The sequence below is a fragment of the Delftia sp. GW456-R20 genome (genome assembly GCF_001622915.1).
Taxonomy (GTDB): domain Bacteria; phylum Pseudomonadota; class Gammaproteobacteria; order Burkholderiales; family Burkholderiaceae_C; genus Comamonas; species Comamonas acidovorans.
The window spans coordinates 428,326-449,437 of the sequence record NZ_LWCN01000003.1 but is presented as its reverse complement, the minus strand read 5'-3'; the positions used below and the strand labels follow the sequence as shown (position 1 = coordinate 449,437).

The 21,112-nt window shown below is 66.9% G+C and carries 18 protein-coding genes; 9 read left to right on the top strand and 9 right to left on the bottom strand.

Translation table 11 applies throughout. The features are described from left to right. Positions 1–60 precede the first annotated feature (60 nt). Positions 61–6,126: a DUF4011 domain-containing protein gene (locus A4F85_RS03345; RefSeq protein WP_063325654.1), complete on the top strand. Its 6,066-nt coding sequence runs from the start codon at positions 61–63 to the stop codon at positions 6,124–6,126. Positions 6,127–6,186: 60 nt separating this feature from the next. On the opposite strand, the gene ppk2 is transcribed toward A4F85_RS03345, so the two are convergent. Together ppk2 and corA are read right to left on the bottom strand one after the other, a co-directional pair. Continuing rightward, entirely contained in the window at positions 6,187–7,107 is a 921-nt protein-coding gene (gene ppk2 / locus A4F85_RS03340) for a polyphosphate kinase 2 (protein WP_063325653.1), read from the bottom strand. 126 nt (positions 7,108–7,233) lie between these two features. Next, positions 7,234–8,208 (bottom strand): magnesium/cobalt transporter CorA, encoded by a 975-nt coding sequence (gene corA, locus A4F85_RS03335; RefSeq protein ID WP_012206223.1) that lies wholly within the window; start codon positions 8,206–8,208, stop codon positions 7,234–7,236. 181 nt (positions 8,209–8,389) lie between these two features. Between corA and A4F85_RS03330 the strand changes: the two genes are divergently transcribed. Then, positions 8,390–9,283 carry an amino acid ABC transporter substrate-binding protein gene (locus A4F85_RS03330; RefSeq protein ID WP_026062116.1) on the top strand — a complete coding sequence of 298 codons (894 nt, stop codon included), beginning with the start codon at positions 8,390–8,392 and terminating at the stop codon, positions 9,281–9,283. A 31-nt stretch (positions 9,284–9,314) separates the two neighbouring features. Here A4F85_RS03330 and A4F85_RS03325 read toward each other — a convergent pair whose 3' ends face one another. The 6 genes from A4F85_RS03325 to A4F85_RS03300 all read right to left on the bottom strand — a co-directional run bounded on the left by A4F85_RS03325 (position 9,315) and on the right by A4F85_RS03300 (position 15,328). Next, positions 9,315–10,682 (bottom strand): LLM class flavin-dependent oxidoreductase, encoded by a 1,368-nt coding sequence (locus A4F85_RS03325; RefSeq protein ID WP_063325652.1) that lies wholly within the window; start codon positions 10,680–10,682, stop codon positions 9,315–9,317. Positions 10,683–10,729: 47 nt separating this feature from the next. After that, positions 10,730–11,455, bottom strand: coding sequence for an ABC transporter ATP-binding protein (locus tag A4F85_RS03320; RefSeq protein ID WP_063325651.1), 726 nt, complete (start codon positions 11,453–11,455; stop codon positions 10,730–10,732). Beyond that, entirely contained in the window at positions 11,452–12,315 is an 864-nt protein-coding gene (locus tag A4F85_RS03315; protein ID WP_063325650.1) for an ABC transporter permease, read from the bottom strand. Before A4F85_RS03315 ends, A4F85_RS03320 begins: the two co-directional genes overlap by 4 nt. Before the next feature lie 19 nt (positions 12,316–12,334). Beyond that, positions 12,335–13,327 carry an ABC transporter substrate-binding protein gene (locus tag A4F85_RS03310; RefSeq protein ID WP_063325649.1) on the bottom strand — a complete coding sequence of 331 codons (993 nt, stop codon included), beginning with the start codon at positions 13,325–13,327 and terminating at the stop codon, positions 12,335–12,337. Between the two features lie 112 nt (positions 13,328–13,439). Continuing rightward, complete coding sequence (locus tag A4F85_RS03305) at positions 13,440–13,745, bottom strand: NIPSNAP family protein (RefSeq protein WP_012206218.1); 306 nt, start codon at positions 13,743–13,745, stop codon at positions 13,440–13,442. Positions 13,746–13,771: 26 nt separating this feature from the next. Continuing rightward, positions 13,772–15,328, bottom strand: coding sequence for a methyl-accepting chemotaxis protein (locus tag A4F85_RS03300; RefSeq protein WP_063325648.1), 1,557 nt, complete (start codon positions 15,326–15,328; stop codon positions 13,772–13,774). A 206-nt stretch (positions 15,329–15,534) separates the two neighbouring features. Here A4F85_RS03300 and A4F85_RS03295 point away from each other — a divergent pair, with 206 nt between their 5' ends. Beyond that, the gene (locus tag A4F85_RS03295; RefSeq protein ID WP_034395743.1) at positions 15,535–15,798 is read left to right on the top strand and encodes a VF530 family DNA-binding protein; all 264 of its coding nucleotides are present in this window, start codon (positions 15,535–15,537) and stop codon (positions 15,796–15,798) included. A 103-nt stretch (positions 15,799–15,901) separates the two neighbouring features. After that, on the top strand, positions 15,902–16,402 hold the full coding sequence (locus A4F85_RS03290; protein ID WP_143290011.1) for a hypothetical protein: 501 nt from the start codon (positions 15,902–15,904) through the stop codon (positions 16,400–16,402). A 35-nt stretch (positions 16,403–16,437) separates the two neighbouring features. Here A4F85_RS03290 and A4F85_RS03285 read toward each other — a convergent pair whose 3' ends face one another. Next, on the bottom strand, positions 16,438–17,139 hold the full coding sequence (locus A4F85_RS03285; RefSeq protein WP_063325646.1) for a pentapeptide repeat-containing protein: 702 nt from the start codon (positions 17,137–17,139) through the stop codon (positions 16,438–16,440). Positions 17,140–17,574: 435 nt separating this feature from the next. On the opposite strand from A4F85_RS03285, the gene A4F85_RS03280 reads away from it, so the two are divergent. Genes A4F85_RS03280 through A4F85_RS03260 form a run of 5 tightly spaced genes read left to right on the top strand, consistent with a single transcriptional unit; the run spans position 17,575 to position 21,096 of the window. Further along, positions 17,575–18,417: an STAS domain-containing protein gene (locus A4F85_RS03280; protein WP_063325645.1), complete on the top strand. Its 843-nt coding sequence runs from the start codon at positions 17,575–17,577 to the stop codon at positions 18,415–18,417. Between the two features lie 7 nt (positions 18,418–18,424). Beyond that, a complete protein-coding gene (locus A4F85_RS03275; RefSeq protein WP_012206213.1) occupies positions 18,425–18,799 on the top strand; it encodes an STAS domain-containing protein in 375 nt (124 codons plus the stop codon). Then, positions 18,789–19,193 (top strand): anti-sigma regulatory factor, encoded by a 405-nt coding sequence (locus A4F85_RS03270; protein ID WP_012206212.1) that lies wholly within the window; start codon positions 18,789–18,791, stop codon positions 19,191–19,193. The genes A4F85_RS03275 and A4F85_RS03270 overlap by 11 nt, the downstream gene beginning before the upstream one ends. Continuing rightward, on the top strand, positions 19,184–20,239 hold the full coding sequence (locus A4F85_RS03265; protein WP_063325644.1) for an ATP-binding protein: 1,056 nt from the start codon (positions 19,184–19,186) through the stop codon (positions 20,237–20,239). Before A4F85_RS03270 ends, A4F85_RS03265 begins: the two co-directional genes overlap by 10 nt. Beyond that, positions 20,236–21,096: a sensor histidine kinase gene (locus A4F85_RS03260; RefSeq protein ID WP_012206210.1), complete on the top strand. Its 861-nt coding sequence runs from the start codon at positions 20,236–20,238 to the stop codon at positions 21,094–21,096. Before A4F85_RS03265 ends, A4F85_RS03260 begins: the two co-directional genes overlap by 4 nt. Positions 21,097–21,112: the final 16 nt, after the last annotated feature.

Genomic DNA, 21,112 nt, shown 5'->3' with positions numbered 1-21,112 from the left:
GGAATATGACGGGATTTCGACAGTTCCCGCCGCCTGCTGGCCAGCCAAGGACTACCGCGCATGACAGAAGACCCCCGCCGAGATTCCCCCGCAGATGCCGCCACCGCCGCCGCCCAGGCGCCGCAGACGGCCCCGCAGCTGCGCATCGGCACCGTCGCCAAGCTCAATCTCGCCGACTTCCAGAACGCCGTGCCCGCGCTGCTGGAGCTGGCCATCGTCAACGAGGGCGAGCTGCCGCTGCAGGCGCTGAGCCTGCACCTGGCCTCGGAGCCTGCCTTCATCAAGCCGCGCACCTGGCGCCTGGAGTCGGTGGCCGCGCACAGCACCTATGCGCTGACCGACCTGGATGTGGCGCTGGACGGCGCCTTGCTCTCGCGCCTGACCGAGGCCGAGCCTGCCGTGCTGCGGCTGGAGCTGCGCAGCGGCCAGCCGGCAGAGACGGTGCTGTCTCGGCACGAACACCCGCTGGAACTGCTGGCCCGCAACCAGTGGGGCGGCCTGGGGCATTTGCCCGAGATGGTGACGGCCTTCGTGCAACCCAACGATCCGGCCGTGGACCGCATCCTCAAGGGCGCGGCGCAGGCGCTGGAGTCGGCGGGCAAGTCCGGCGCCATCAACGGCTATGAACAGGGACCGCAGCGGGCCTGGGAACTGGCCTCGGCCATCTGGACTTCCGTGCTCCAGAAGAAACTCAACTACGCGCTGCCGCCGGCCAGCTTCGAGCATGCGGGCCAGAAGATACGTGGCGCGTCCCAGGTGCTGGATGCGGGCCTGGCCACCTGCCTGGACCTGACGCTGCTGTTCGCCTCCTGCCTGGAGCAGGCGCACCTGAACCCGCTGCTGGTCTTCACGCGCGGCCATGCCTTCGTGGGCCTGTGGCTGGGCAGGCAGGAATTCTCGACCGCGGTGGTCGATGACATCACGGCCGTGCGCAAGCGGCTCAAGCTGCAGGAGCTGGTGGTCTTCGAGACCACGCTGGCCGCGCAAGGCCAGGCCGTGGCCTTCAGCCAGGCCATTGCCCAGGGCGCGCGCCAGCTGGCCGAAGAGCATGAGGACCAGTTCGAGCTGCTGGTGGACGTGCGGCGCGCGCGCATGCAGCGCATCCGCCCGCTGGCGCTGGCTCAGCCGCAGGACGCCGCGCCCGAGGCCGGCGAAGGCCAGGTCGAGCCACGGCTCAACGTGGAGCCGCCGCCCGAACTCCTGGCGCAGGCGCAGGCACGCGAAGTGCCCACCTCCCAGCTCGATCCCAAGGACAGGCTGGCGCGCTGGCAGCGCCGGCTGCTGGACCTGTCGCTGCGCAATGCCCTGCTCAACTTCAAGCCCGGCAAGAAATCGCTGCTGCTGCAGGTGGCCGCGCCCGCGCTGGAGGACACGCTGGCCCGGGGCCAGGTGCTCAAGCTGCTGCCCAGCCCCGAGCTCATGCAGGGCAAGGACCCGCGCAGCCAGCCATTGCACGAGGCGCGCAGCCTGGAAGACCTGCGCGGCGCGCACGCCGAAGAGGCGCTGCAGCGGCGCGAGGTCTTCATCGACCTGGAGCCGCTGGAGCTGGACAGCCGCTTTGTGGAGCTGTTTCGCGGCGCGCGCAACGCGCTGCAGGAAGGCGGCGCCAACACCTTGTTCGTGGCCCTGGGCTTTCTGGTCTGGAGCCGGCCCGACAAGCCCGATGTGCGCGTGCGCGCGCCGCTGATCCTGCTGCCCGTCACGCTGGAGCGCAAGAGCGCGCGCTCGGGCTTCACGCTGCAGGCGCATGAGGACGAGCCGCGCTTCAACCCCACGCTGGTCGAGATGCTGCGCCAGGACTTCCAGCTGGAGCTGGGCGTGCCCGCAGGCGACCTGCCGCGCGACGAGGCCGGGCTGGACATCACCGGCATCTGGGCCCGCGTGCGCGAGGCGATCAAGGACGTGCGCGGCTGGGAGGTCAGCGAGGACGTGGTGCTGTCCATGTTCTCCTTCGCCAAGTACCTGATGTGGAAGGACCTGGCCGAGCGCGCCGACCAACTGCGCAGCTCGCCCGTGGTCGCCCACCTGATCGACACGCCGCGCGAGCCCTATCGCTCGGAGATCGCCTTTCCCGACACGCGGCGGCTGGACCAGGAGTTCGCGCCGCAGCAGGTCTTCAGCCCGCTGCCGGCCGATTCATCGCAGCTGTCGGCCGTGATGGCCGCTGCGCGCGGCAAGGACTTCGTGCTCATCGGCCCGCCGGGCACGGGCAAGAGCCAGACCATTGCCAACCTGATCGCGCAGTGCCTGGCCGAGGACAAGCGCGTGCTCTTCGTGGCCGAGAAAATCGCCGCGCTGGACGTGGTCTACCGCCGCCTGCGCGAAGTGGGCCTGGGCGAGTTCTGCCTGGAGCTGCACTCCAACAAGAGCCGCAAGCTCGATGTGCTGGGCCAGCTGCAGAAATCCTGGGACTCGCATGGCCAGGTGGATGCCGAGGCCTGGGCCGCCAAGGCCAGCCAGCTCGGCCGCCTGCGCGAGCAGCTGTCGGCCTATGTGGAGCGCCTGCACCGGCGCCACGCCAACGGCTGGACCATCTACCGCGCCATTGGCGCCGTGGCCGGTGGCGAGGCGCTGCCGCGCCTGGGATTTCACTGGCCCACGCCCCAGGCCCATGACGAAGCGGGCCTGGCCCTTTTGCGCGAGACGGCGGGCCGCCTGCAGGCCAATGCCCAGGCCGTGGGCGCGCAGCATCTGAAGGACGGGCCGCTGGCCACGGTGCAGGCCAGCGATTGGTCCGTGCGCTGGCAGCAGCAGATGGTGGATGCCGCCCAGGCGCTGCACGATGCAGGCCAGGGCTTTGCCGAGGCGGCGCAGCAGCTGGGCCGGCTGCTGCGCATCGAGTGGCCGGCGCTGGGACGCCAGGCGCGCTCGGCGCTGGGCGTGATCGCGCGCGCGCTGCCTGCGGCCGCAGGCCGCAACCTGGCTTTCTGCGTGCTGCCTGACGGCGCGCGCATTGGAGAATCCCTGCAATCGGGCCTGCAGCTGCTGGCGCAGCACGGTGATCTGTCCGCACAGATTCCGGCGCCCTGGCCGGCCGAGCTGCAGGCGCGCCTGGCCCAGGCGCTGGACCTGCTGGCGCAGCGCCGGCGCCTGCAGGCCGGGCTGGGCACCCCCTGGCCCGTGGCCTTGGGCGACGAGCTGGAGCACGGCCTGCAGTGCATCGACGAGATCGCGGCGCTGCGCCAGGGCCTGTCCGTCAAGTACGGCGCGGGCGTGGGCCAGCTCAATGTCTCGCAGCTGCAGCGCGAATGGGCCAGGGCCGGCAAGTCCTTGTGGCCGCTGTCCTGGCTGGGCCGGCGCAAGGTGCGCGCGGCGCTGGAGGCCACCATCGAGGGCACGGGCGAGCCGCGCGTGGCCGATGACCTGGCTGCCCTGGTGCGCATCCGGGGCCTGCGCGAGGAACTGGACCAGATCCAGCCCGGCGCCGCAGCCGACGGCCTGTGGGCCGGACACCGCACGCGTACCGACCATGCGCGCAGCGCCTTGAAGGCCAATGCGGCCCTGCTGGCCGCGCGTGCGCAGAAATCCTTCTCGCTCGACGGACTGGAGGCCGTGGCCGAAGGCCATGGCGGCGAGCGCTGGGCGGCCGAAGTGCAGCGCCTGCAGGCCCTGTACCAGATCGACCGCCAGCTCGATGGCTACCTGCCGCTGGCCGATGCCAGCCACGGCCTGTGGCGCGGCCTGGAAACCGATGCCCAGGCCTTGCAGGACGCGCTGGCCTTCGAGCGCGAGCGCCTGCAACTGACGCGGCGCGGCGGCCTGATGGCATCGCACGCCGCCGTGGCCCAGGGCCGCTGTGGCGCGGCGCTGCAGCAGGCCCATGCGCAGCTGGCGGCCCGCAGCGCCATCGAGGAACAGCTGCTGGCGCTGGACGAGCTGCGCTTGCGCTGCCCCGGCGTCTGGGACGGCCTGGACACGCGCCCGCAAGCCGTGGAGCATGCGCTGCGCCTGCAGGGATCGCTGCAGGCAGGGCTGACCGGGCTGGGCTGGCAGGAGGCCGAGCTGGCCCAGGCACGCCAGGCCCTGCACCAGGTGCTGGCCTTGCGCAGCGCCGAGCTGGGCGAGGGCGCCGCAGTCGGCATGGCCTGCCAGCAGTTGCTGGACAGCCTGGCCGGCCTGCACGCGGCCATAGACCCCTTCAGCGCGGCGGCAGCCCATGGCGAGCCGCAGCAGCGTGCCCTGGCCCAGCGCACGGCCGAGCAGCTGGCGGCCACGGCGGGCGGCGTGCTGGCCGGGCAGGGCGGCCTGCATGCCTGGTGCGCCTGGCGCAATGCCCAGGCCGCGGCCCGCGCGGGCGGGCTGGGTGCGCTGGCCGACGCAATCGAGTCCGGCAGCCTGGAACCGGCCCAGGCACCCAAGGCCTTCGAGGTCAACTACGCGCGCTGGTGGCTGGCGCTGGCCGTGGACGAGGACGAGGTGCTCAAGCGCTTCGTCTCTGCCGAGCATGAGCGGCGCATTGCCGACTTCCGCGCGCTGGACGATGAATTCACCTCCGTCACGCGCCAGTGGATACGTGCGAGGCTGTGCGCGGGCCTGCCGTCGGCCGACAGCATCCAGCGCAACAGCGAGTGGGGCATCCTGCGGCGCGAGATCACCAAGAAGCGCCAACACCTGCCGCTGCGCCAGCTGCTGGAGCAGATCCCCTCGGCCGTGCTGCGCCTGACGCCCTGCCTGCTGATGAGCCCGCTGTCCATTGCCCAGTACCTCAGCGCCGAGACCAGCAACTTCGACATCGTCATCTTCGACGAGGCCTCGCAGATCCCCGTCTGGGACGCCATCGGCGCCATGGCGCGGGCCAGGCAGGTGGTCATGGTGGGCGACCCCAAGCAGCTGCCGCCCACCAGCTTCTTCGGCCGCGCCGACACCTCCGACACCTTCGACGACGACATGCAGGGCGTGGAAGGCGACATGGAAAGCATCCTGGACGAATGCCTGGGCGCCAGCCTGCCCACGCGCAACCTGTCGTGGCACTACCGCTCGCGCCATGAAAGCCTGATCGCCTTCAGCAACCATCGCTACTACGGCGGCGGGCTGGTGACCTTTCCCTCGCCCGTCACCGACGATCGCGCCGTCAGCTTCCACGCCGTGCAGGGCCGCTATGAGAAGGGTGGCGCCCGCATCAACCAGCCCGAGGCCAAGGCCCTGGTGGCCGACCTGGTGGCGCGCCTGAAGTCGCCGGGGTTTGCGCAGTCGGGTGCCACCATCGGCGTGGTCACCTTCAACTCCGAGCAGCAAAGCCTGATCGAGGATTTGCTGGACGAGGAGCGGCGCAAGGACCCGGGGCTGGAGCCGTTTTTCTCCGATGCGCTGCTGGAGCCCGTCTTCGTCAAGAACCTGGAAAGCGTGCAGGGCGACGAGCGGGACATCATGTACTTTTCCATCACCTACGGGCCCGATATCTCGGGCGCCGTGTCCATGAACTTCGGCCCGCTCAACCGCGATGGCGGCGAGCGGCGGCTGAACGTGGCGGTGACGCGGGCGCGGCAGGAGCTTCGCATCTTCTCCAGCCTGCGCGGCGAGCAGATGGACCTGTCGCGCACCCAGGCGGCGGGCGTGCGCGACCTCAAGCACTTCCTGGAATTTGCCGAGCGCGGCCCGCGCGCGCTGGCCGAGTCGCACCATGGCAGCCAGGGCGATTTCGACAGCCCCTTCGAGGCCAGCGTGGCCCAGGCGCTGGAGCGCAAGGGCTGGCGCGTGCACACGCAGATCGGCGCATCCTCATTCCGCGTGGACCTGGGCGTGGTGCACCCGGACCATGCGGGCAGCTACCTGGCGGGCGTGGAGTGCGACGGCGCCACCTACCACCGCTCGGCCACGGCGCGCGACCGCGACAAGCTGCGCGAGCAGGTGCTGCGCGGCCTGGGCTGGCAGATACTGCGCATCTGGTCCACGGACTGGTGGGTCAACCCGGGCGGCACGCTGGAGCGCATCCACGCGGCGCTGACCGCGCTGCTGGAGCAGGACCGGCGCAAGCGTGTGGCCGAGGTTGTTGAGGTGCCGCAGGCGGCCGCAGTCGCCGGGGCAGAGCCAGAGCCAGCGCCAGAGACGCCTGAGGCGTCCGAGGCATCCGAGGCCTCCGCGTCCTCCGAGGCATCCGTGGAGGATGGCGAGGCGCAGAAGGCGTGAGGAAACGGGTCTTGAGAAGACGGGTCGCGGGAACGCCGGCAGCCCGCTGCCGGCCGCCGCTCAGTACAGATCCGGCACGTACATGTGCTGGGGAACGGGGTTGCGTGTGTATTCGGGATTGCGCGTGCGCTCTGGCAGCACGATGGCCGGGTGCTCTATCTCTTCATAGGGCAGCTGCGTCAGCAGGTGGGAGATGCAGTTGAGCCGCGCCTTCTTCTTGTCCACGGCCTGCACCAGCCACCAGGGCGCCTCGGCGATGTGGGTGCGCTCCAGCATGGCTTCCTTGGCCTTGGTGTAGTCCTCCCAGCGGCGGCGGCTCTCGAAGTCCATGGGACTGAGCTTCCACTGCTTGAGCGGGTCGTGCACGCGGCCGAGAAAGCGCAGGTGCTGCTCGTCGTCGGTGATGGAGAACCAGTACTTCACCAGCGTGATGCCCGAGCGCACCAGCATCTTCTCGAACTCGGGCACGGAGCGGAAGAACTCCTCGTACTCCTCGTCGGAGCAAAAGCCCATCACGCGCTCCACGCCCGCGCGGTTGTACCAGCTGCGGTCAAAGAGAACGATCTCGCCGCCCGCAGGCAGGTGGGAGACATAGCGCTGGAAGTACCACTGCGTGCGCTCGCGGTCATTGGGCGCGGGCAGGGCGGCCACGCGGCACACGCGCGGGTTCAGGCGCTGGGTGATGCGCTTGATCACGCCGCCCTTGCCGGCCGCATCGCGGCCCTCGAAGAGGATGACCACCTTTTTCTTGTGGTGCTGCACCCAGTCCTGCAGCTTGACCAGCTCGCCCTGCAGGCGCAGCAGTTCGCGAAAGTAGGTCTGGCGGCTCACGGAGTCGGCACCGTCCACATCGTCGCCACCGCTGCTCAGGCGGGCGTCGTCTATCTCCATCTCCAGTTCTTCGTCGTAGCTGTCGAGCAGATCGCGTTCGATGCGCTGCATCAGCGAATCATGGTGGTCGGGCAGAAGTTCGTCGTACATGGGGGTGATGGCAGTGGGGTGTGCGGGGGGCCAGGGGTTGGCGCCTGGGATGGTGGCGTGGATGTGTGACGCGGCTGTGACGGTGCGGCTGGGTGAATACCCTGGCACCGCTCGCCTTCCCGCCGCCTAAAGCCACCCCGCCTTGCGGAACTTGTAGTAGAGCAGGCCGCAAACACCCAGCACGAACAGCAGTGCGGCCGGATAGCCGTATTGCCACTTCAGTTCGGGCATGTTCTCGAAGTTCATTCCCCAGACGCCGAAGAAGGCCGTGCAGATGGCGAAGATACTGGCCCAGGCTGCCAGCCGCTTGGTGACTTCGTTTTCCTCGATGGACACCATGGACAGGTTCACCTGGATGGCCGTGCCCACGGTGTCGCGCATGGTGTCGATCTGGGCGTTGATGCGGCCCAGGTGATCCATCACGTCGCGGAAGTAGTCCCTGGAGCCCACGCAGATCTGGGGGACGCGCCCGCCGTTGAGCTTGCCCACGGCTTCCAGCAGGGGGGCCACGGCGTGCTTGAGGTCCATGGCGCGGCCCTTGAGTTCATACAGCTGCTTGATGTTGTCGCGCGCCGCGCCCTTGGTGAAGATCTGCTGCTCGATCTGCTCCAGCTCCACTTCCAACGCGTCGATGATGGGGAAGTAGCGGTCCACCACCGCATCCATCAGCGCATACAGCACAAAGCCCGAGCCGTGGCGCAGCAGCTCGGGCTCGCTCTCGCAGCGCTCGCGCACGCCCAGGAAACCGCGCTTGCTGCGGTTGCGCACCGACAGCACATAGTTGGAGCCCACGAACACATCGACCTCGCCGTGGTTGAAGTGGCCGGGCCGCTCGGGCTCGGGCTCCAGCAGGTGCATCACGGCAAACAGCGAGCTGCCGTACTCCTCCAGCTTGGGCCGCTGGTGGCCGTGCAGCGCATCCTCCACGGCCAGGGCATGCAGGCCGAACTCCTGGCGCATTTCCTCCAGCTCGGCCGGCGTGGCGTCCGCCAGCGCCACCCAGACGAAGCAGCCGGGGCGCTCTATGTAGTTGCTGATGTCGGCGACGGGAATGTCCGCCAGCTTGGCCCCGTTTTCGTAGGCGACGCAGTTGATCAGCATGGGAGTTCCCTCGGTAATTCTGGTGCTGGTGATCCTGCCATAACGGGGAGGGGGAAAAGCCAGAGGCCAAGGTGCCGGCAAAACCGCCAGCAGCTCAGGTTTGCGCATCTGGTAACAATACGTGTATAACCTGTCACGACACTGCTGGGCGCCGCCCGGCGCCTGCGATCCAAGGACTTCGATGATCTTTCGCCAGTGGGGAATTGCGTTGGGTGCGTTGGGCCTGTCGGCCTTGAGCGGTGTATCTGCAGCCGGTGTGCTGGACAAGGTCCAGGCCGGTGGCGCGCTGGTGATCGCGCACCGGGAATCGTCGGTCCCCTTCTCCTACATCGACACGCGCAGCGGCAAGCCCGTCGGTTACGCGCTGGATCTGTGCCTTCGCCTGGCCGAGGCGGTGCGCAAGCAGACAGGCAGGAAGGACATGAAGGTGGAGTTCCTGATGGTCACGCCCGCCAATCGCATGGCCGTGATCGAGCAGGGCAAGGCCGACATGGAGTGCGGTTCGACCACGAACAACGCGCAGCGGCGCCAGACCGTGGCGTTCACGGTTCCCCATTTCATCACCGGCGCCCGGATGCTCGTGAAGGCCGACAGCACCATCAACGCGATGGAGGATCTCAAGGGCAAAAAGCTGGTCTCCACCAAGGGCACCAGCCCGATGGCCCTGGTGACGCAGGCCAACAGGCAGCGCCTCATGGGCATCACCATTGTGGAGGCCCCCGATCACGCGAGGGCCCTGGAGATGGTGGAGAAGGGCGAAGCCGACGCGTTCGTGATGGATGACGTGCTTCTCAACGGGCTGGCCGCTGCACGGCCAGATCCACGCGCCCTGAAGGTGGTGGGCAAGTTCCTGTCCACCGAACCCCTGGCCATCATGCTGCCGAAGGCCGATACCGCGTTCAAGAAACTGGTCGATGAAGAGATGAAGCGGATCATCACCAGCCGCGAAATCCACCCCATCTACGAGAAGTGGTTCCTGCAGCCGATTCCACCCAACTCCACGAATCTGAACCTGCCGATCAGCTATTTGCTGCGCGACTTCTGGAAGTACCCCACGGCGGACATTCTGCTGTAGGCCTGTCTGTGCAGCCGCGGCGCCGCATCGCTCAAGCCGCCAGCGCTTGCTCCCTTGGGCTGGCGGCTGGGGCACCAACCGCTCCCGTCCCCGCCAGCTCCCCCAGCCCGAAATGCCCGCGCAGCGTGCGGCTGTCGTATTCCTCGCGGAACAGGCCGCGCTTGCGCAGGATCGGCACAACTTCGCTGGTGAACAGCTCGAACTGCTGGTTGAGTATGGGCGGCATGACGTTGAAGCCGTCGGCTGCGCCGTGCTTGAACCAGTCTTCGATGATGTCGGCCACCTGTTCGGGCGTGCCGGCCACGGCCAGGTGGCCGCGGGCGCCGGCCAGGCGCTTGAGCAGGCCGCGCAGGGTGAGGCCGTCGCGCAGGCTGGTTTCCACGTAGCCCACGGCGCGGCTGCGCGAGGCTTCGACCTTGTCGGGATCGGGGAAGTCGTCGCGCGTGAGCAGGCGGTCCAGCGGCACGGCCGAGAAGTCGTGGCCGCCAAAGCGTGCGGACAGGCGGGCCAGGCCGACCTCGATGCTGGTCAGGCTGTCGAGCTCTTCCCAGACCTGGTGCGCCTCGTATTCGGTAGAGCCTATGGCGGCGCTGATGCCGGGCAGGATCACGATGTCCTGCGGGCGGCGTCCCAACTGCTGCGCCTGTCCCTTGATGTCGGCATAGAAGGCCTGGGCCGATTCCCGCGAGCCGTGGGCCGTGAAGATGGCCTCGGCCCATTGCGCGGCAAAGGCGCGGCCCGATTCGGACTGGCCGGCCTGCACGAAGACGGGCCGGCCCTGCGGGCTGCCGGGCACGTTGAGCGGGCCGCGCGTGCGTATGTATTTGCCCTCGAAGTGGATGGGCCGGATCTGCGATGCGTCGAGGAACTGGCCCGCCGCCGTGTCGTCCAGCAGGGCGCTGGCTGGAAAGCTGCGCCACAGCGCATCGACGGCGGACACGAATTCCTCGGCGATGCGGTAGCGGTCGCCGTGGTCCACGCTGTCGGCCAGGCCGTAGTTCAGGCCCGCATTGGGCGCCCAGGAGGTGACGATGTTCCAGCCCGCCCGCCCCTTGGACAGATGGTCCAGCGAGGCGAACTGGCGCGCCAGCGTGTAGGCATGGCTGTAGGTGGTGGAGGCGGTGCCGATCAGGCCGATGCGCTCGGTGCGCAGTGCCAGTGCCGTCAGCAGCACCAGCGGGTCCAGCAGGCCCGAGGTGATCTGCTGGCCGTTCTCGGGCCCGACCAGGCTGTCGGCCAGGAAGACGGCGTCGAATTTGGCGGCCTCGGCGATGCGTGCGGCATCGACGTACAGCTCCAGGTCGGTGAGCGCCTTGCGGTTGGCGCCGGGATGGCGCCAGGCGCCTTCGTGGTGGCCGCGCGTCATGAGGAACAGGTTCAGGTGCAGTTGCCGAGACATGGGAGCAGTCCTTTGTTGTGTGGGTTGTTTCGCGGGCGGGGCCGGCGTCAGGCGATCTCTGTCTCGACGCCCAGGCTGCGCAGCAAGGTGGCGCGCAGCTGCATGAAGGCAGGATGGTCGGGGCGGCGGGGATGGGGCAGGTCCACGGCGTGGTCCTCGGCGATGCGGCCGTCCCTGAGCACCAGGACGCGGTCGGCCAGCAGCAGGGATTCGTCCACGTCGTGCGTGACGAGGACGACCGTGGGCCGTATGCGCTCGACCAGGCGCAGCAGCAGGCCGTGCATGCGCATGCGCGTGAGCGCGTCCAGCGCGCCGAAGGGCTCGTCGGCCAGCAGCACGTGCGGGTCGCGCAGCAGGCTGCGGGCCAGCGATGCGCGCTGCTTCTGGCCGCCCGACAGCGTGGCGGGCCAGGCGCCGGCCTTGTCCTGCAGGCCCACGTCGGCCAGGATCTGCTCGGCTGCAGGCCGCACGGCGCGGGCGTCCAGCCCCAGCGTGAGGTTGTCCAGCACCGACAGCCAGGGCAGCAGGCGAGCATCCTGGAACAGCACGGAGACATTGCCCTGCGCACTGGCCGCGCCGCTGGACTGCGCATGGCCGTCCAGCCCGGCGAGCGCGCGCAGCAAGGTGGTCTTGCCCGAGCCGGACTCGCCCAGCAGGGCCACGAACTGGCCCGGGGCAATGTCCAGGTCGATGGCGTCCAGCACGTTCTTGCCGCCAAAGCTGCGCGTGAAGCGCTGCAGCCGCACGGCGCCCGGGGTGGGGTGATGGCTCATGATCCCAGCGACCTCCGGTAGGACAGCACATGCGCCTCGATGCGGCGCACCACGGCGTCGGACAGCAGGCCCAGCAGGGCGTAGATGAGGATGCCCACCACGATCACATCGGTCTGCCCCCAGTCGCGGGCGCGGTTCATGAGGTAGCCGATGCCGGTCTGGGTGTTGATCAGCTCCAGCACCACCAGCGCCGTCCAGCACAGCGACACGGCAATGCGCAGGCCCACGAAGAAGCCCGGCAGCGCCCCCGGCAGCGCCACCTTGCGGATGAATTCGGCGCGCGACAGGCCCAGGGTCTGGGCCAGCTCCACATGGCCGATATCGATGCCGCGCAGGGCCGCGTGGGTGTTGATGTAGACGGGCACCAGCACGGCCGTGAAGATCAGAAAGATCTTCATGGACTCGCCAATGCCCAGCCAGATGATGGCCAGGGGAATCAGCGCCAGCGTGGGCACGGCGCGCTTGATCTGCACCAGGCCGTCCAGCAGGGCCTCGCCCGTGCGCGTCAGGCCCGAGGCCAGGGCCAGCAGCACGCCAGCCACCACGCCGAGCAGCAACCCGCTGTAGGCACGGCCTGCCGATGCCAGCAAGTGGGGCAGCAGGCTGCCGTCGGCCACCATGCCGTAGCCGGCGACCAGGGCCTGCGAGGGCGCGGTCAGCGTCTCGGGCGACAGCCAGCCCAGGCGCGAGGCCGCCTCCCACAGCACCAGCAGCAGGCCGGGACCCACCAGCAGCGCGCCCTGCGACAGGCGCGTGGGCACCAGTTGCACGGCGGCCCGGGGGGCGGGCGCGGATTGAGCGGTGGCTGCGGTGGCCGGTGCCAGACCGGCCGCGTTGATGTCCAGTTGCGCTTGCGTCATCGTGTGTTTTCTGGCCGGTTCATCGGTTGGCCACGATCACGCGGTCGTAGGTGGTCACGAAGGAGCCGGCCGCATCCAGCCGCTGCGGCAGGCTGCCGGCGGCGTGCAGGATGTCGATCAGCTTCTGGTGGTGCGGCTGCGCCTCGGCGGCCGTCTGGAACAGCAGGTCGGACTGCGATGCCAGGATGGCCGCCGTGCTCTCCGCATCGATGCGCTGGAACTGCGTGTAGTAGTGGCGGCCCCATTCCTGCTCGTGGCCATTGCTCCACTTGCCTGCGCGCACGAAGGCGCCCAGGAAATCGACGATGGCCTGGGACTTGGCCGGGTCGGCCAGCACGTCGGGCCGTGCGTAGATGTACGAGGTGGCGGGCAGCAGCGTGCGCTCCTGCGGATCGGGCACGGGCCGCGCGCCGATCTGCTTGCCCAGGCGCGTGACATGGGGCTCCATGAGCACGGCCACGTCCACGGCCTTGGCGCGCAGCGCGTCGTTGAGTTCGGCCACGCGCAGGTTGACCAGCTTCACGTCGGCCAGCGTCAGGCCCGCGCGTGTCAATGCCTCGATCAGGAAGACCTGGCGGCCCGAGCCTTCCACATAGCTCAGGCGCTTGCCGCGCAGGTCGGCCAGGCGCTCTATGCCTGCATCGGCACGCTGCACCAGCCGGTACTGGGCGCGCTCGCGCGTGAAGGTGGCGATGATGGGCAGCTGCACGCCGGCGGCGCGCGCCTGGATGGGCGGCGTGTCGCCCACATAGGCAATGTCCAGCGCGCCTGCGCGTATGGCCTCGAAGATGGCCGGGCCGCCCGCGAAGTTGGGCAGCTCCAGCTGAAAGCCCAGGCGCTTGCGCTCGCCGCTGGCGTCCAGCAGGTGGCGCAGCAGCTCGCTCTGGTCGGCGACGACCAATCGGGTCTTGGGGTCGGCCGCAGCCCGTGCGGCGGTGGTGGAAGCCAGGGCGGCAGCGGCCAGCAGAGAAGGGCCGGCCAGCAGGAAACGACGCTTGTTCACGCGCTCCATCCTCAAAAGATTGCAATGGGATGGATGCTAGTTAGCGTGCTTCAGTTGTGAAAATACCGATTCCGTATTTGCAAACGCGCGCCACGCACATGGGCGTGGCGCGGGGGGAGGTTCAGCCGAACACCGGGCGCATGAAGCTGCGCTCGTAGCTCAGGATGCAGCGCGTGTCCTCCGCGTAGCGGAAGGCGGCCTGGCACTCGGGGTCCTGCATGGACTTGATGCGGTACTCCTCGTACAGCGCCATGCTGGGGAAGCTGAACATGGCAAGCGCCACATTGTTGGCGCCTTCGGACGGCAGGAAGTAGCCGTGGTGCTTGCCGCCGAATTTCTCGACCAGCGGAATCCAGGTCTTGCCGTACTCCTCGAATTCCTTGGCCTTGAACGGGTCGATGATGTAGCGCAGGTAGCAGGTGATCATGTCTGAAAAGAGAAGGAAAGCGAAGCCTAGAGTTTGAACGATGCCGTCAGGCGGGAGAGCTTCTCCGACTCCTGCTGCAGCACCTGCGTGGCGGCCGAGGACTGCTCCACCAGTGCGGCGTTCTGCTGGGTCACGCGGTCCATGTCGGTCACGGCATGGCCCACCTGCTCGATGCCGGTGCTTTGCTCGCGGCTGGCCGAGGCGATCTCGGTCACGATGCCTGTGATGTTGCGCACCGTGGTGACCACTTCGCGCATGGTCTGCCCGGCCTGGTCCACCAGGGTGGCGCCGGCATCCACACGCTCCACCGAGGCCTGGATCAGCGTCTTGATCTCGCGCGCGGCCGAGGCGCTGCGCTGCGCCAGGGTGCGCACCTCGCCCGCCACGACCGCGAAGCCGCGCCCCTGGTCGCCAGCGCGCGCAGCCTCCACGGCCGCGTTCAGCGCGAGGATGTTGGTCTGGAAGGCGATGCCGTCGATCACGCCGATGATGTCCACCACGCGGCGCGACGAGGTATTGATCTCGCCCATCGTGCTCACCACCTGGTCCACCACGGTGCCGCCGCGCTCGGCCACCGCGCAGGCGCCCGAGGCGATCTGGCTTGCCTGCTGCGCGTTTTCCGCGTTCTGGTGCACGGTGGCGGTCAACTGCTCCATGGACGCCGCCGTTTCCTCCAGCGAGCTGGCCTGCTGCTCCGTGCGCTGCGACAGGTCCAGGCTGCCCGTGGCAATCTCGCCGGCCGAGCGGTGGATGATGCCCGCCGTGTCATGGATGCGCGTCACCAGTTGGCGCAGCTGCTCGCTCATGCGCTGCACCGCCGCGATCACGCTGCCTTCCGGTGCGTGCGATGCCCCCTCCAGCCCGGTTTGCGACAGATCCCCGGCGGCGATGCGGTTGGCGATCGCTGCCGCCACGGCCGGCTCTCCGCCGATGGCCTGGAGCACGCTGCGCGTGACCATCCAGGCGATCAACGACAGCAGTGCGCCCAGCACCGCCAGCGCCGCCACCGACTTGATGATGGTGGCGATGAAGGCCTGCTGGATGTCGTCCACATAGTCACCCGCGATCAGGTCCCAGTTCCAGGAGGTGGATCGCTTGGCATAGGCCAGCTTCTCGCTGGGCTCCTTCGCGCCGGGACGGGGCCACCAGTAGGTGAGGTAGCCGTTGCCCTGGGCAGAAGCGCCCACGGCGGCAATGCTGCGGTAGAGGTAGCTGCCCTTGGCGTCCTGGAAGCCGGCCATGTTCTTGCCGTTGATGCCCGGGCTTGCGGGGTTGTTCAGCACCACGGAATCCGTCGTGATGCTGGTGATGTAGCCCGCACCACCGGCATAGCGCAGCTGCCCCACGCGGGCAATGGCCGTGGCCTTGGCGTCTTCTTCAGGCAGCTTGCCGGCCTTGGCCTCTGCCGCAATGGCGGCAATCAGGCTGTCTGCCGAATCGACAAAGTCCCGCAGCGCCTGCTGCCGGGCCTCATAGGCCTTGCTGCGTGCCTGGTAGGCGTTGAACAGGGTCAGCGCAAGCAGCGCCAGCAGGCAGAAAACCAGCGGAGCCAGCAGTTTCTGGCGAAGGGACAGGGCAGGCATGGAAGCGGGTTCGAAGAAGAGGCAGGGACGCCGTGAATGCTACAGAAACTTCTTCTTTGGTTTCATGTGTTTACAAATTTTTCCGCGCTCGCACAGTGCCGGCGCGGCCCCGTTTCTGCGGAACCTGTCCTGCCGCTGCCAACCTCGGCACCAGCGCGTGCACCGCACTGCCAGGCTTGCGGTCCATCACAAGGGAGAATCACCCCATGCAAGAAACTCCGCCCCCCGCTGCCCAGCCCCGCAATCCGCTGCACGGCGTCACGCTCGAAGCCATCGTCCGTGCCCTGGAGGCCCGCTATGGCTGGCCCGCCCTGGCACGGCAGGTTCCGGTGCGCTGCTTCACGCTGGACCCCAGCGTCAGCTCCAGCCTCAAATTCCTGCGCAAGACGCCCTGGGCGCGCGAGAAGGTGGAAGCGCTCTATCTGGACATGCTGCGCAAGGACAGGCGCAGCCCCGCTTCCACAGACTGAAGGCGCGAGCCGGATGCCACCGGACAAGATGTCCAGTGCGCAGGCACAGGCTGTGCCTATCATCGGCACCGTCTCCGATCCCGCAACCCTTTCAGACACCACCATGACCCAGAGCCAGAACCCTGTCGCCGTGATTGCCTCCGCCATGAAGACGCACGGCATCGTGCCTGCGGATTTCGACATCGCCTCCATCGAGGACGAGTACGCCTTGATGGCGGCACTGCGCCAGCACACCAAGGCCGCCCAGGTCAAATTGTTCGATGGCGGCATTGGGGAAGACAACGAGGCCGACGAAGACTACGTGGCCCTGCTCAAGCGCTTCGCCAAGGCTTGCGGTGGCGCCATCGGCTATGAGGGCATCGAATCCGGCATGGAGGGCGACACCGTCACGCTGCGCTTCCAATCGGGCGGCCAGGAACACAGCTGGTCCTTCGAGCAGGACGGTGACCGCGTCAGCGAGGAGTTCCTGGACTTCATCATTGACCACTCCAAGTCCTGCACGGCGGGGGAGTTCATCAATCTGCTCGACGAGAACTCGCTGCTGACAGGCTTTGTGCCCAAGGACATCTCCAGGCTGCTGTACGAGCACGACATCGTTTACTGAGTGCGGATGGCGGTGGCGGCGCACCCGCCTCGACTTCACATCACGCGCACGCCCAGCCCGCCCACCAGTTCGGCAGCCTGCTCATGCGAGATCAGGCTGCCCTTGAAATGCTGGCTGAGCGAGGCAATCGTCAAGCCGCGCAAGTCCGCCGAGCGCAGGTCCGCGCCATCGAACCGGGCATTCTTGAGATGGGCATCGCGCAGGCTTGCCTTGTGGAAAACGGCATCGCGGAAGTCGCAGCCGGCCAGATCGGCATCGCTGAAGTTCAGGCCTTCCAGCGTTTTCTTGCGGAAGGACATGCCGCGCAGATCGGCACCAATCAGCAGGGACTCATGAAAATCAATGCCCAGGGTTTGCGCACCGCCAAACCTGGCGCCGGTCAGCTTGACTTCAAGAAAGCGCGCTGAGGCCAGCTTGGCCAATTCCCAGTTGGTGTTGTTCAGGTCGCTCTGGCAAAACAGGGCATCCGTCAGGTTGGCCAGCCGAAAATCGGCGCGGCCCGCCTTGCAATGCAGCCAGCGGGTGCCGGCCAGTTGGCAGCTTTCAAAGCAGGTGTCGGCAAAACTGCACTCCACAAATTGCGCGTCCTGCAAATCGAGTTGATAGAGATTCAATCCATCGAATTCGCATTGCTCGAAACCCAGGCCATGAGAGGCTTCTTGTTTCAATAGCTCCGACAAACGGTCCTCATCAAAAATCTGATTGACGATGGTTTTTGTGGAAGGCGTTGTTTGCATGGTCAATATCAGGCATGGCGTATTTCAGAAAGGCTGGGCAGTGTATGGCCTTGCCGCGCCCAGGTGTGAAATGTCCTTGGGATTTTCCAAGGGCATGCATTGCGCAGTTTGACGGATGAGAAAACCTGTGAGCACACGGGTTGCGGGCTGCTTCCGGCGCCGGTTCCGCCCTCCAGGATGGGCGGAGCCGGCGTGCCCGCGTCCCCCGTGGCTGCGTACCGGGGGCTTGCTGACCAGGTCGCGGCTTGGCGGACATGCATCTGTCGAAAAACCCTTACAGGAAGATGCTATTTGATATTACAAAATGTGTCTCTCGTGGCGAGGGTGTCAGTAAATAATCTGCAGAAAATATGGTTGGCACGCCAGCTGTATTTTTACCAATGCAGTTCTCTGGCAGCCTCAACGAATAATTTATTTGAAATCCAGCAAATATCTATGACCGGAATTATCCAGCAAACACTCCAAAATGATATTGATGCCTTGATCCATGATTGGATGGCCCAGGCCAGCGTGGGTGATTCCACGCTCGGGAAGAATGCTGAAAAAGATGCGCGCGGGATTATCAACGCCATTGTGGGCGCCTTCGCTTCCGGCGCCGATCCGCAAAGGTTTTCGGACGAGGGCTGGAATCCCGCGCGGCGCCTGCTGGCCGAGCTGTCCCGCACCCGCGCCGCCCAGGGCCAGCGTGCCGGTGAAACCAGCCAGTTCATCCTGTCGCTGAAAAAGCCGCTGTTCGCACACATCCAGCGCGGGCTGTCGGGCGATCCTGCTGCGGCCATCCAGGAAATCTGGAGGGCCACCGTGCTGGTGGACAACATGGCCCAGCACACGGTCAGCAGCTTCCAGCAGGCACGCGAGGAGATCATCATCCGCCAGCAGGAAGAGCTGCTGGAGCTGTCCACCCCCGTCGTCAAGCTGTGGGAGGGGGTGCTGGCCATTCCGCTGATCGGCACGCTGGACAGCAACCGCACCCAGGTGGTGATGGAGTCCTTGCTGCAAAGCCTGGTGTCGACCGAGTCGGAGCTGGCCATCATCGACATCACCGGCGTGCCCACGGTGGACACGCTGGTGGCCCAGCACCTGCTGCGCACCGTGACGGCCATTCGCCTGATGGGCGCGGACTGCATCATCAGCGGCATCCGGCCCCAGATTGCCCAGACCATCGTGCACCTGGGCATCGACATGCGCGACATCACCACCAAGGCCACGCTGGCCGAGGCGCTCAAGCTGGCCATGGGCAAGACCGGCTGGCGCATCACCCGCCAGACACAGGAGTGAGCCATCCATGGACCGCATTCCAATCCTGCGCATGGGCGATGTGCTGCTGGTTTCCATCCAGATCGACATGCAGGACCAGACGGCGCTGGCGCTCCAGGACGACCTGGCCGAGCGCATCGCGAGCACGGGCGCCAGCGGCGTCATGATCGATATCTCGGCGCTGGAGGTGGTGGACTCCTTCGTCGGGCGCATGCTGGTGACCATCTCGGGCATTGCCCGCATCCTGTCTGCCGCCACCGTCGTGGTGGGCATGCAGCCTGCCGTTGCAATCACCCTGGTGGAGTTGGGCCTGTCCCTTGGCGGGGTCAGGACGGCGATGACCGTCGAGAGGGGAATGGCCCTTTTGCGGGCCCAGCAGTCGGGAGCCACCCTTGGAACATGATCGCAGCGGCCAAATGCCGTTACAAAACGAGCAGCAGATTGTTGCCACGCGCCAAACGGTGCGCTCGCTTTGCCAGATGCTGAAGTTCTCGCTGGTCGATCAGACAAAGATGATTACCGCTGCAAGCGAGCTGTCCCGCAATACGCTGATTCATGGAAAAGGTGGCCACATGAACTGGGCCATCATCGAAGTCAATGGAAAACAGGCCTTGCAATTGATTTTTGAAGACACAGGGCCTGGAATCAAGGACCTGAAAATGGCCATGACCGATGGTTTCACCACCGGCATGGGAATGGGCCTGGGCCTGCCGGGAAGCAAGCGGCTGGTGAATGATTTCAAGATAGAAACCGAGCTGGGCCAGGGCACACGAGTGAGTATCACCAAGTGGAAGTAATCCGGGGCTGGACCCATCGTTCATTTCCAATAGGCGATGCGAGCCGTGTGGGCGAGGTCAGGCGCCATGTGGTTGCACTGGCCTCCGACATGGGCTGGGGCGACGAGGACATGGGCCGTTCGGGGCTGGTGGCGACCGAGCTGGCCACCAACCTGGTGCGGCATGCGCGGGATGCTGAAATCTGGATAGCCGCGCGGCCGCCCCTGCATGACATCGAAATCATCTGTGTCGATCGCGGCCCGGGCATCGAGGACATCGCCACCGCCATGCAGGACGGGGTGAGCACCGGCTCGGGCTCGCCGGGCACGGGCCTGGGGGCCATCTCCAGGGTGGCCGACGACTTCTTTGTCGTCTCCGAAGCCACCGGCACGGTGAGTCTGGCGCGGCTGCGCGAAGGCCGCAGGGCGCCGTCGGCACTGTCGCTGCGCATGGGCGCCGTTTGCCTGGCCGTTGCGCCCGAGACCATCAGCGGCGACGCCTGGGCGGTCAGGTCAGGCGTGGGGCTGGCCGAGGTGCTGGTGGTCGACGGCCTGGGCCATGGACCGCTGGCGGGCGAGGCGGCCCGTGCGGCGGTCGATGTCTTTGCGTCGCAGAACTGGAATGGGAACGGGAACGAGAACCGGAACGGCGGTGCCGATGCCGCCATGCCGCTGGACGAGTTCGTGGCCCAGGCCCATGCAGCGCTGCGCGGCACGCGCGGGGCGGCCCTGTTGGCGGTGCGCTTCGGCGCACAGGCCGTGCACAGCTGCGGTGCGGGAAACATCAGTGGCAGGCTTTTCAATGGCGTGGCCAGCCTTTCCCTGAGCAGCCAGCACGGCACGGCAGGTGTACAGATCTCGCGGCCCAGGGTGGCCGACTGCTCCAGCCTTGACCATGGCGTTCTGGTACTGCACTCCGACGGCGTGTCTGCCCGCTGGAAGCATGAGGACTATGCGGGCCTGCTGGGCAGGGACCCCGGCCTGTTGGCCGCCTGCCTTCTCTGGCACAACACCCGCAGCAGGGATGACGCCACCGTGGTCGTCCTCAAGGCCGAGGAAGCGCAATGAACGAAGACGATCTCAAAGCTGAACTGGAACTGTGCCGCGCCGAGATCAGGTCCTTGCGCGAGGAGCTGGACGAGACCAATCGCGGCGTGGTCGCGCTCTACGGCGAGCTGGATGTGCAGGCCGAGAAGCTGCGCAAGGCCACCGAGCTCAAGAGCCATTTCCTCTCCTACATGAGCCATGAGTTCCGCACGCCCATAGGCGCCATCCGCAGCAACGCGCGCCTGCTGCTGGACCATGTGGATGGACCGCTCACCACCGAGCAGACCCGGCAGGTCGGCTTCATCCAGGAAACCGCCGCCGAGTTTTCCGAGATGGTCAACGACCTGCTCGACCTGGCCAAGATCGAGGCGGGCCGCCTGGAAATCTCGCCGGGCTGGTTCGAGATGATGGATTTGTTTGCCGCCTTGCGCGGCATGTTCAAGGCCATGGCGGACAACGTGGAGTTGAGCCTGGTGTTCGAAGAGCCCGGTGATCTGCCGCGCTTCTACACCGACAACCGCAAGCTCTCGCAGATCCTCAGAAACTTCATCTCCAATGCGCTGAAATTCACGCCGCAGGGTGAGATCAAGGTGTCGGCAGAACTGGTGGGGGACATGCTGGTGAAATTCTCGGTGGCGGATACCGGCATAGGCATCGCCTCGGAATTCCACGACGCGATTTTCAATGACTTCACCCAGGTCGACTCACCCATCCAGAAGCGCCTGCGGGGCACGGGCCTGGGCCTGGCCCTGTCCAAGCAGCTGGCACAGCTTCTGGGAGGCTGGGTGGAAGTGCAAAGCGCCCTGGGCGAAGGCTCGACTTTTTCCGTGATCGTTCCCGCGCATCTTCCGGTCGATACCAAGGATCTGAAGGCCTGATACGGCCAAGCCGGTC

Coding starts and splice junctions, on each gene's coding strand:
- A4F85_RS03275 (WP_012206213.1), top strand. CDS start 18,425: ATGGACCGCATTCCAATCCTGCGCATGGGCGATGTGCTGCTGGTTTCC.
- A4F85_RS03285 (WP_063325646.1), bottom strand. CDS start 17,139: ATGCAAACAACGCCTTCCACAAAAACCATCGTCAATCAGATTTTTGAT.
- A4F85_RS03325 (WP_063325652.1), bottom strand. CDS start 10,682: ATGTCTCGGCAACTGCACCTGAACCTGTTCCTCATGACGCGCGGCCAC.
- A4F85_RS03305 (WP_012206218.1), bottom strand. CDS start 13,745: ATGATCACCTGCTACCTGCGCTACATCATCGACCCGTTCAAGGCCAAG.
- A4F85_RS03330 (WP_026062116.1), top strand. CDS start 8,390: ATGATCTTTCGCCAGTGGGGAATTGCGTTGGGTGCGTTGGGCCTGTCG.
- A4F85_RS03260 (WP_012206210.1), top strand. CDS start 20,236: ATGAACGAAGACGATCTCAAAGCTGAACTGGAACTGTGCCGCGCCGAG.
- A4F85_RS03300 (WP_063325648.1), bottom strand. CDS start 15,328: ATGCCTGCCCTGTCCCTTCGCCAGAAACTGCTGGCTCCGCTGGTTTTC.
- corA (WP_012206223.1), bottom strand. CDS start 8,208: ATGCTGATCAACTGCGTCGCCTACGAAAACGGGGCCAAGCTGGCGGAC.
- A4F85_RS03295 (WP_034395743.1), top strand. CDS start 15,535: ATGCAAGAAACTCCGCCCCCCGCTGCCCAGCCCCGCAATCCGCTGCAC.
- A4F85_RS03280 (WP_063325645.1), top strand. CDS start 17,575: ATGACCGGAATTATCCAGCAAACACTCCAAAATGATATTGATGCCTTG.
- A4F85_RS03315 (WP_063325650.1), bottom strand. CDS start 12,315: ATGACGCAAGCGCAACTGGACATCAACGCGGCCGGTCTGGCACCGGCC.
- A4F85_RS03345 (WP_063325654.1), top strand. CDS start 61: ATGACAGAAGACCCCCGCCGAGATTCCCCCGCAGATGCCGCCACCGCC.
- A4F85_RS03290 (WP_143290011.1), top strand. CDS start 15,902: ATGACCCAGAGCCAGAACCCTGTCGCCGTGATTGCCTCCGCCATGAAG.
- A4F85_RS03320 (WP_063325651.1), bottom strand. CDS start 11,455: ATGAGCCATCACCCCACCCCGGGCGCCGTGCGGCTGCAGCGCTTCACG.
- ppk2 (WP_063325653.1), bottom strand. CDS start 7,107: ATGTACGACGAACTTCTGCCCGACCACCATGATTCGCTGATGCAGCGC.
- A4F85_RS03310 (WP_063325649.1), bottom strand. CDS start 13,327: ATGGAGCGCGTGAACAAGCGTCGTTTCCTGCTGGCCGGCCCTTCTCTG.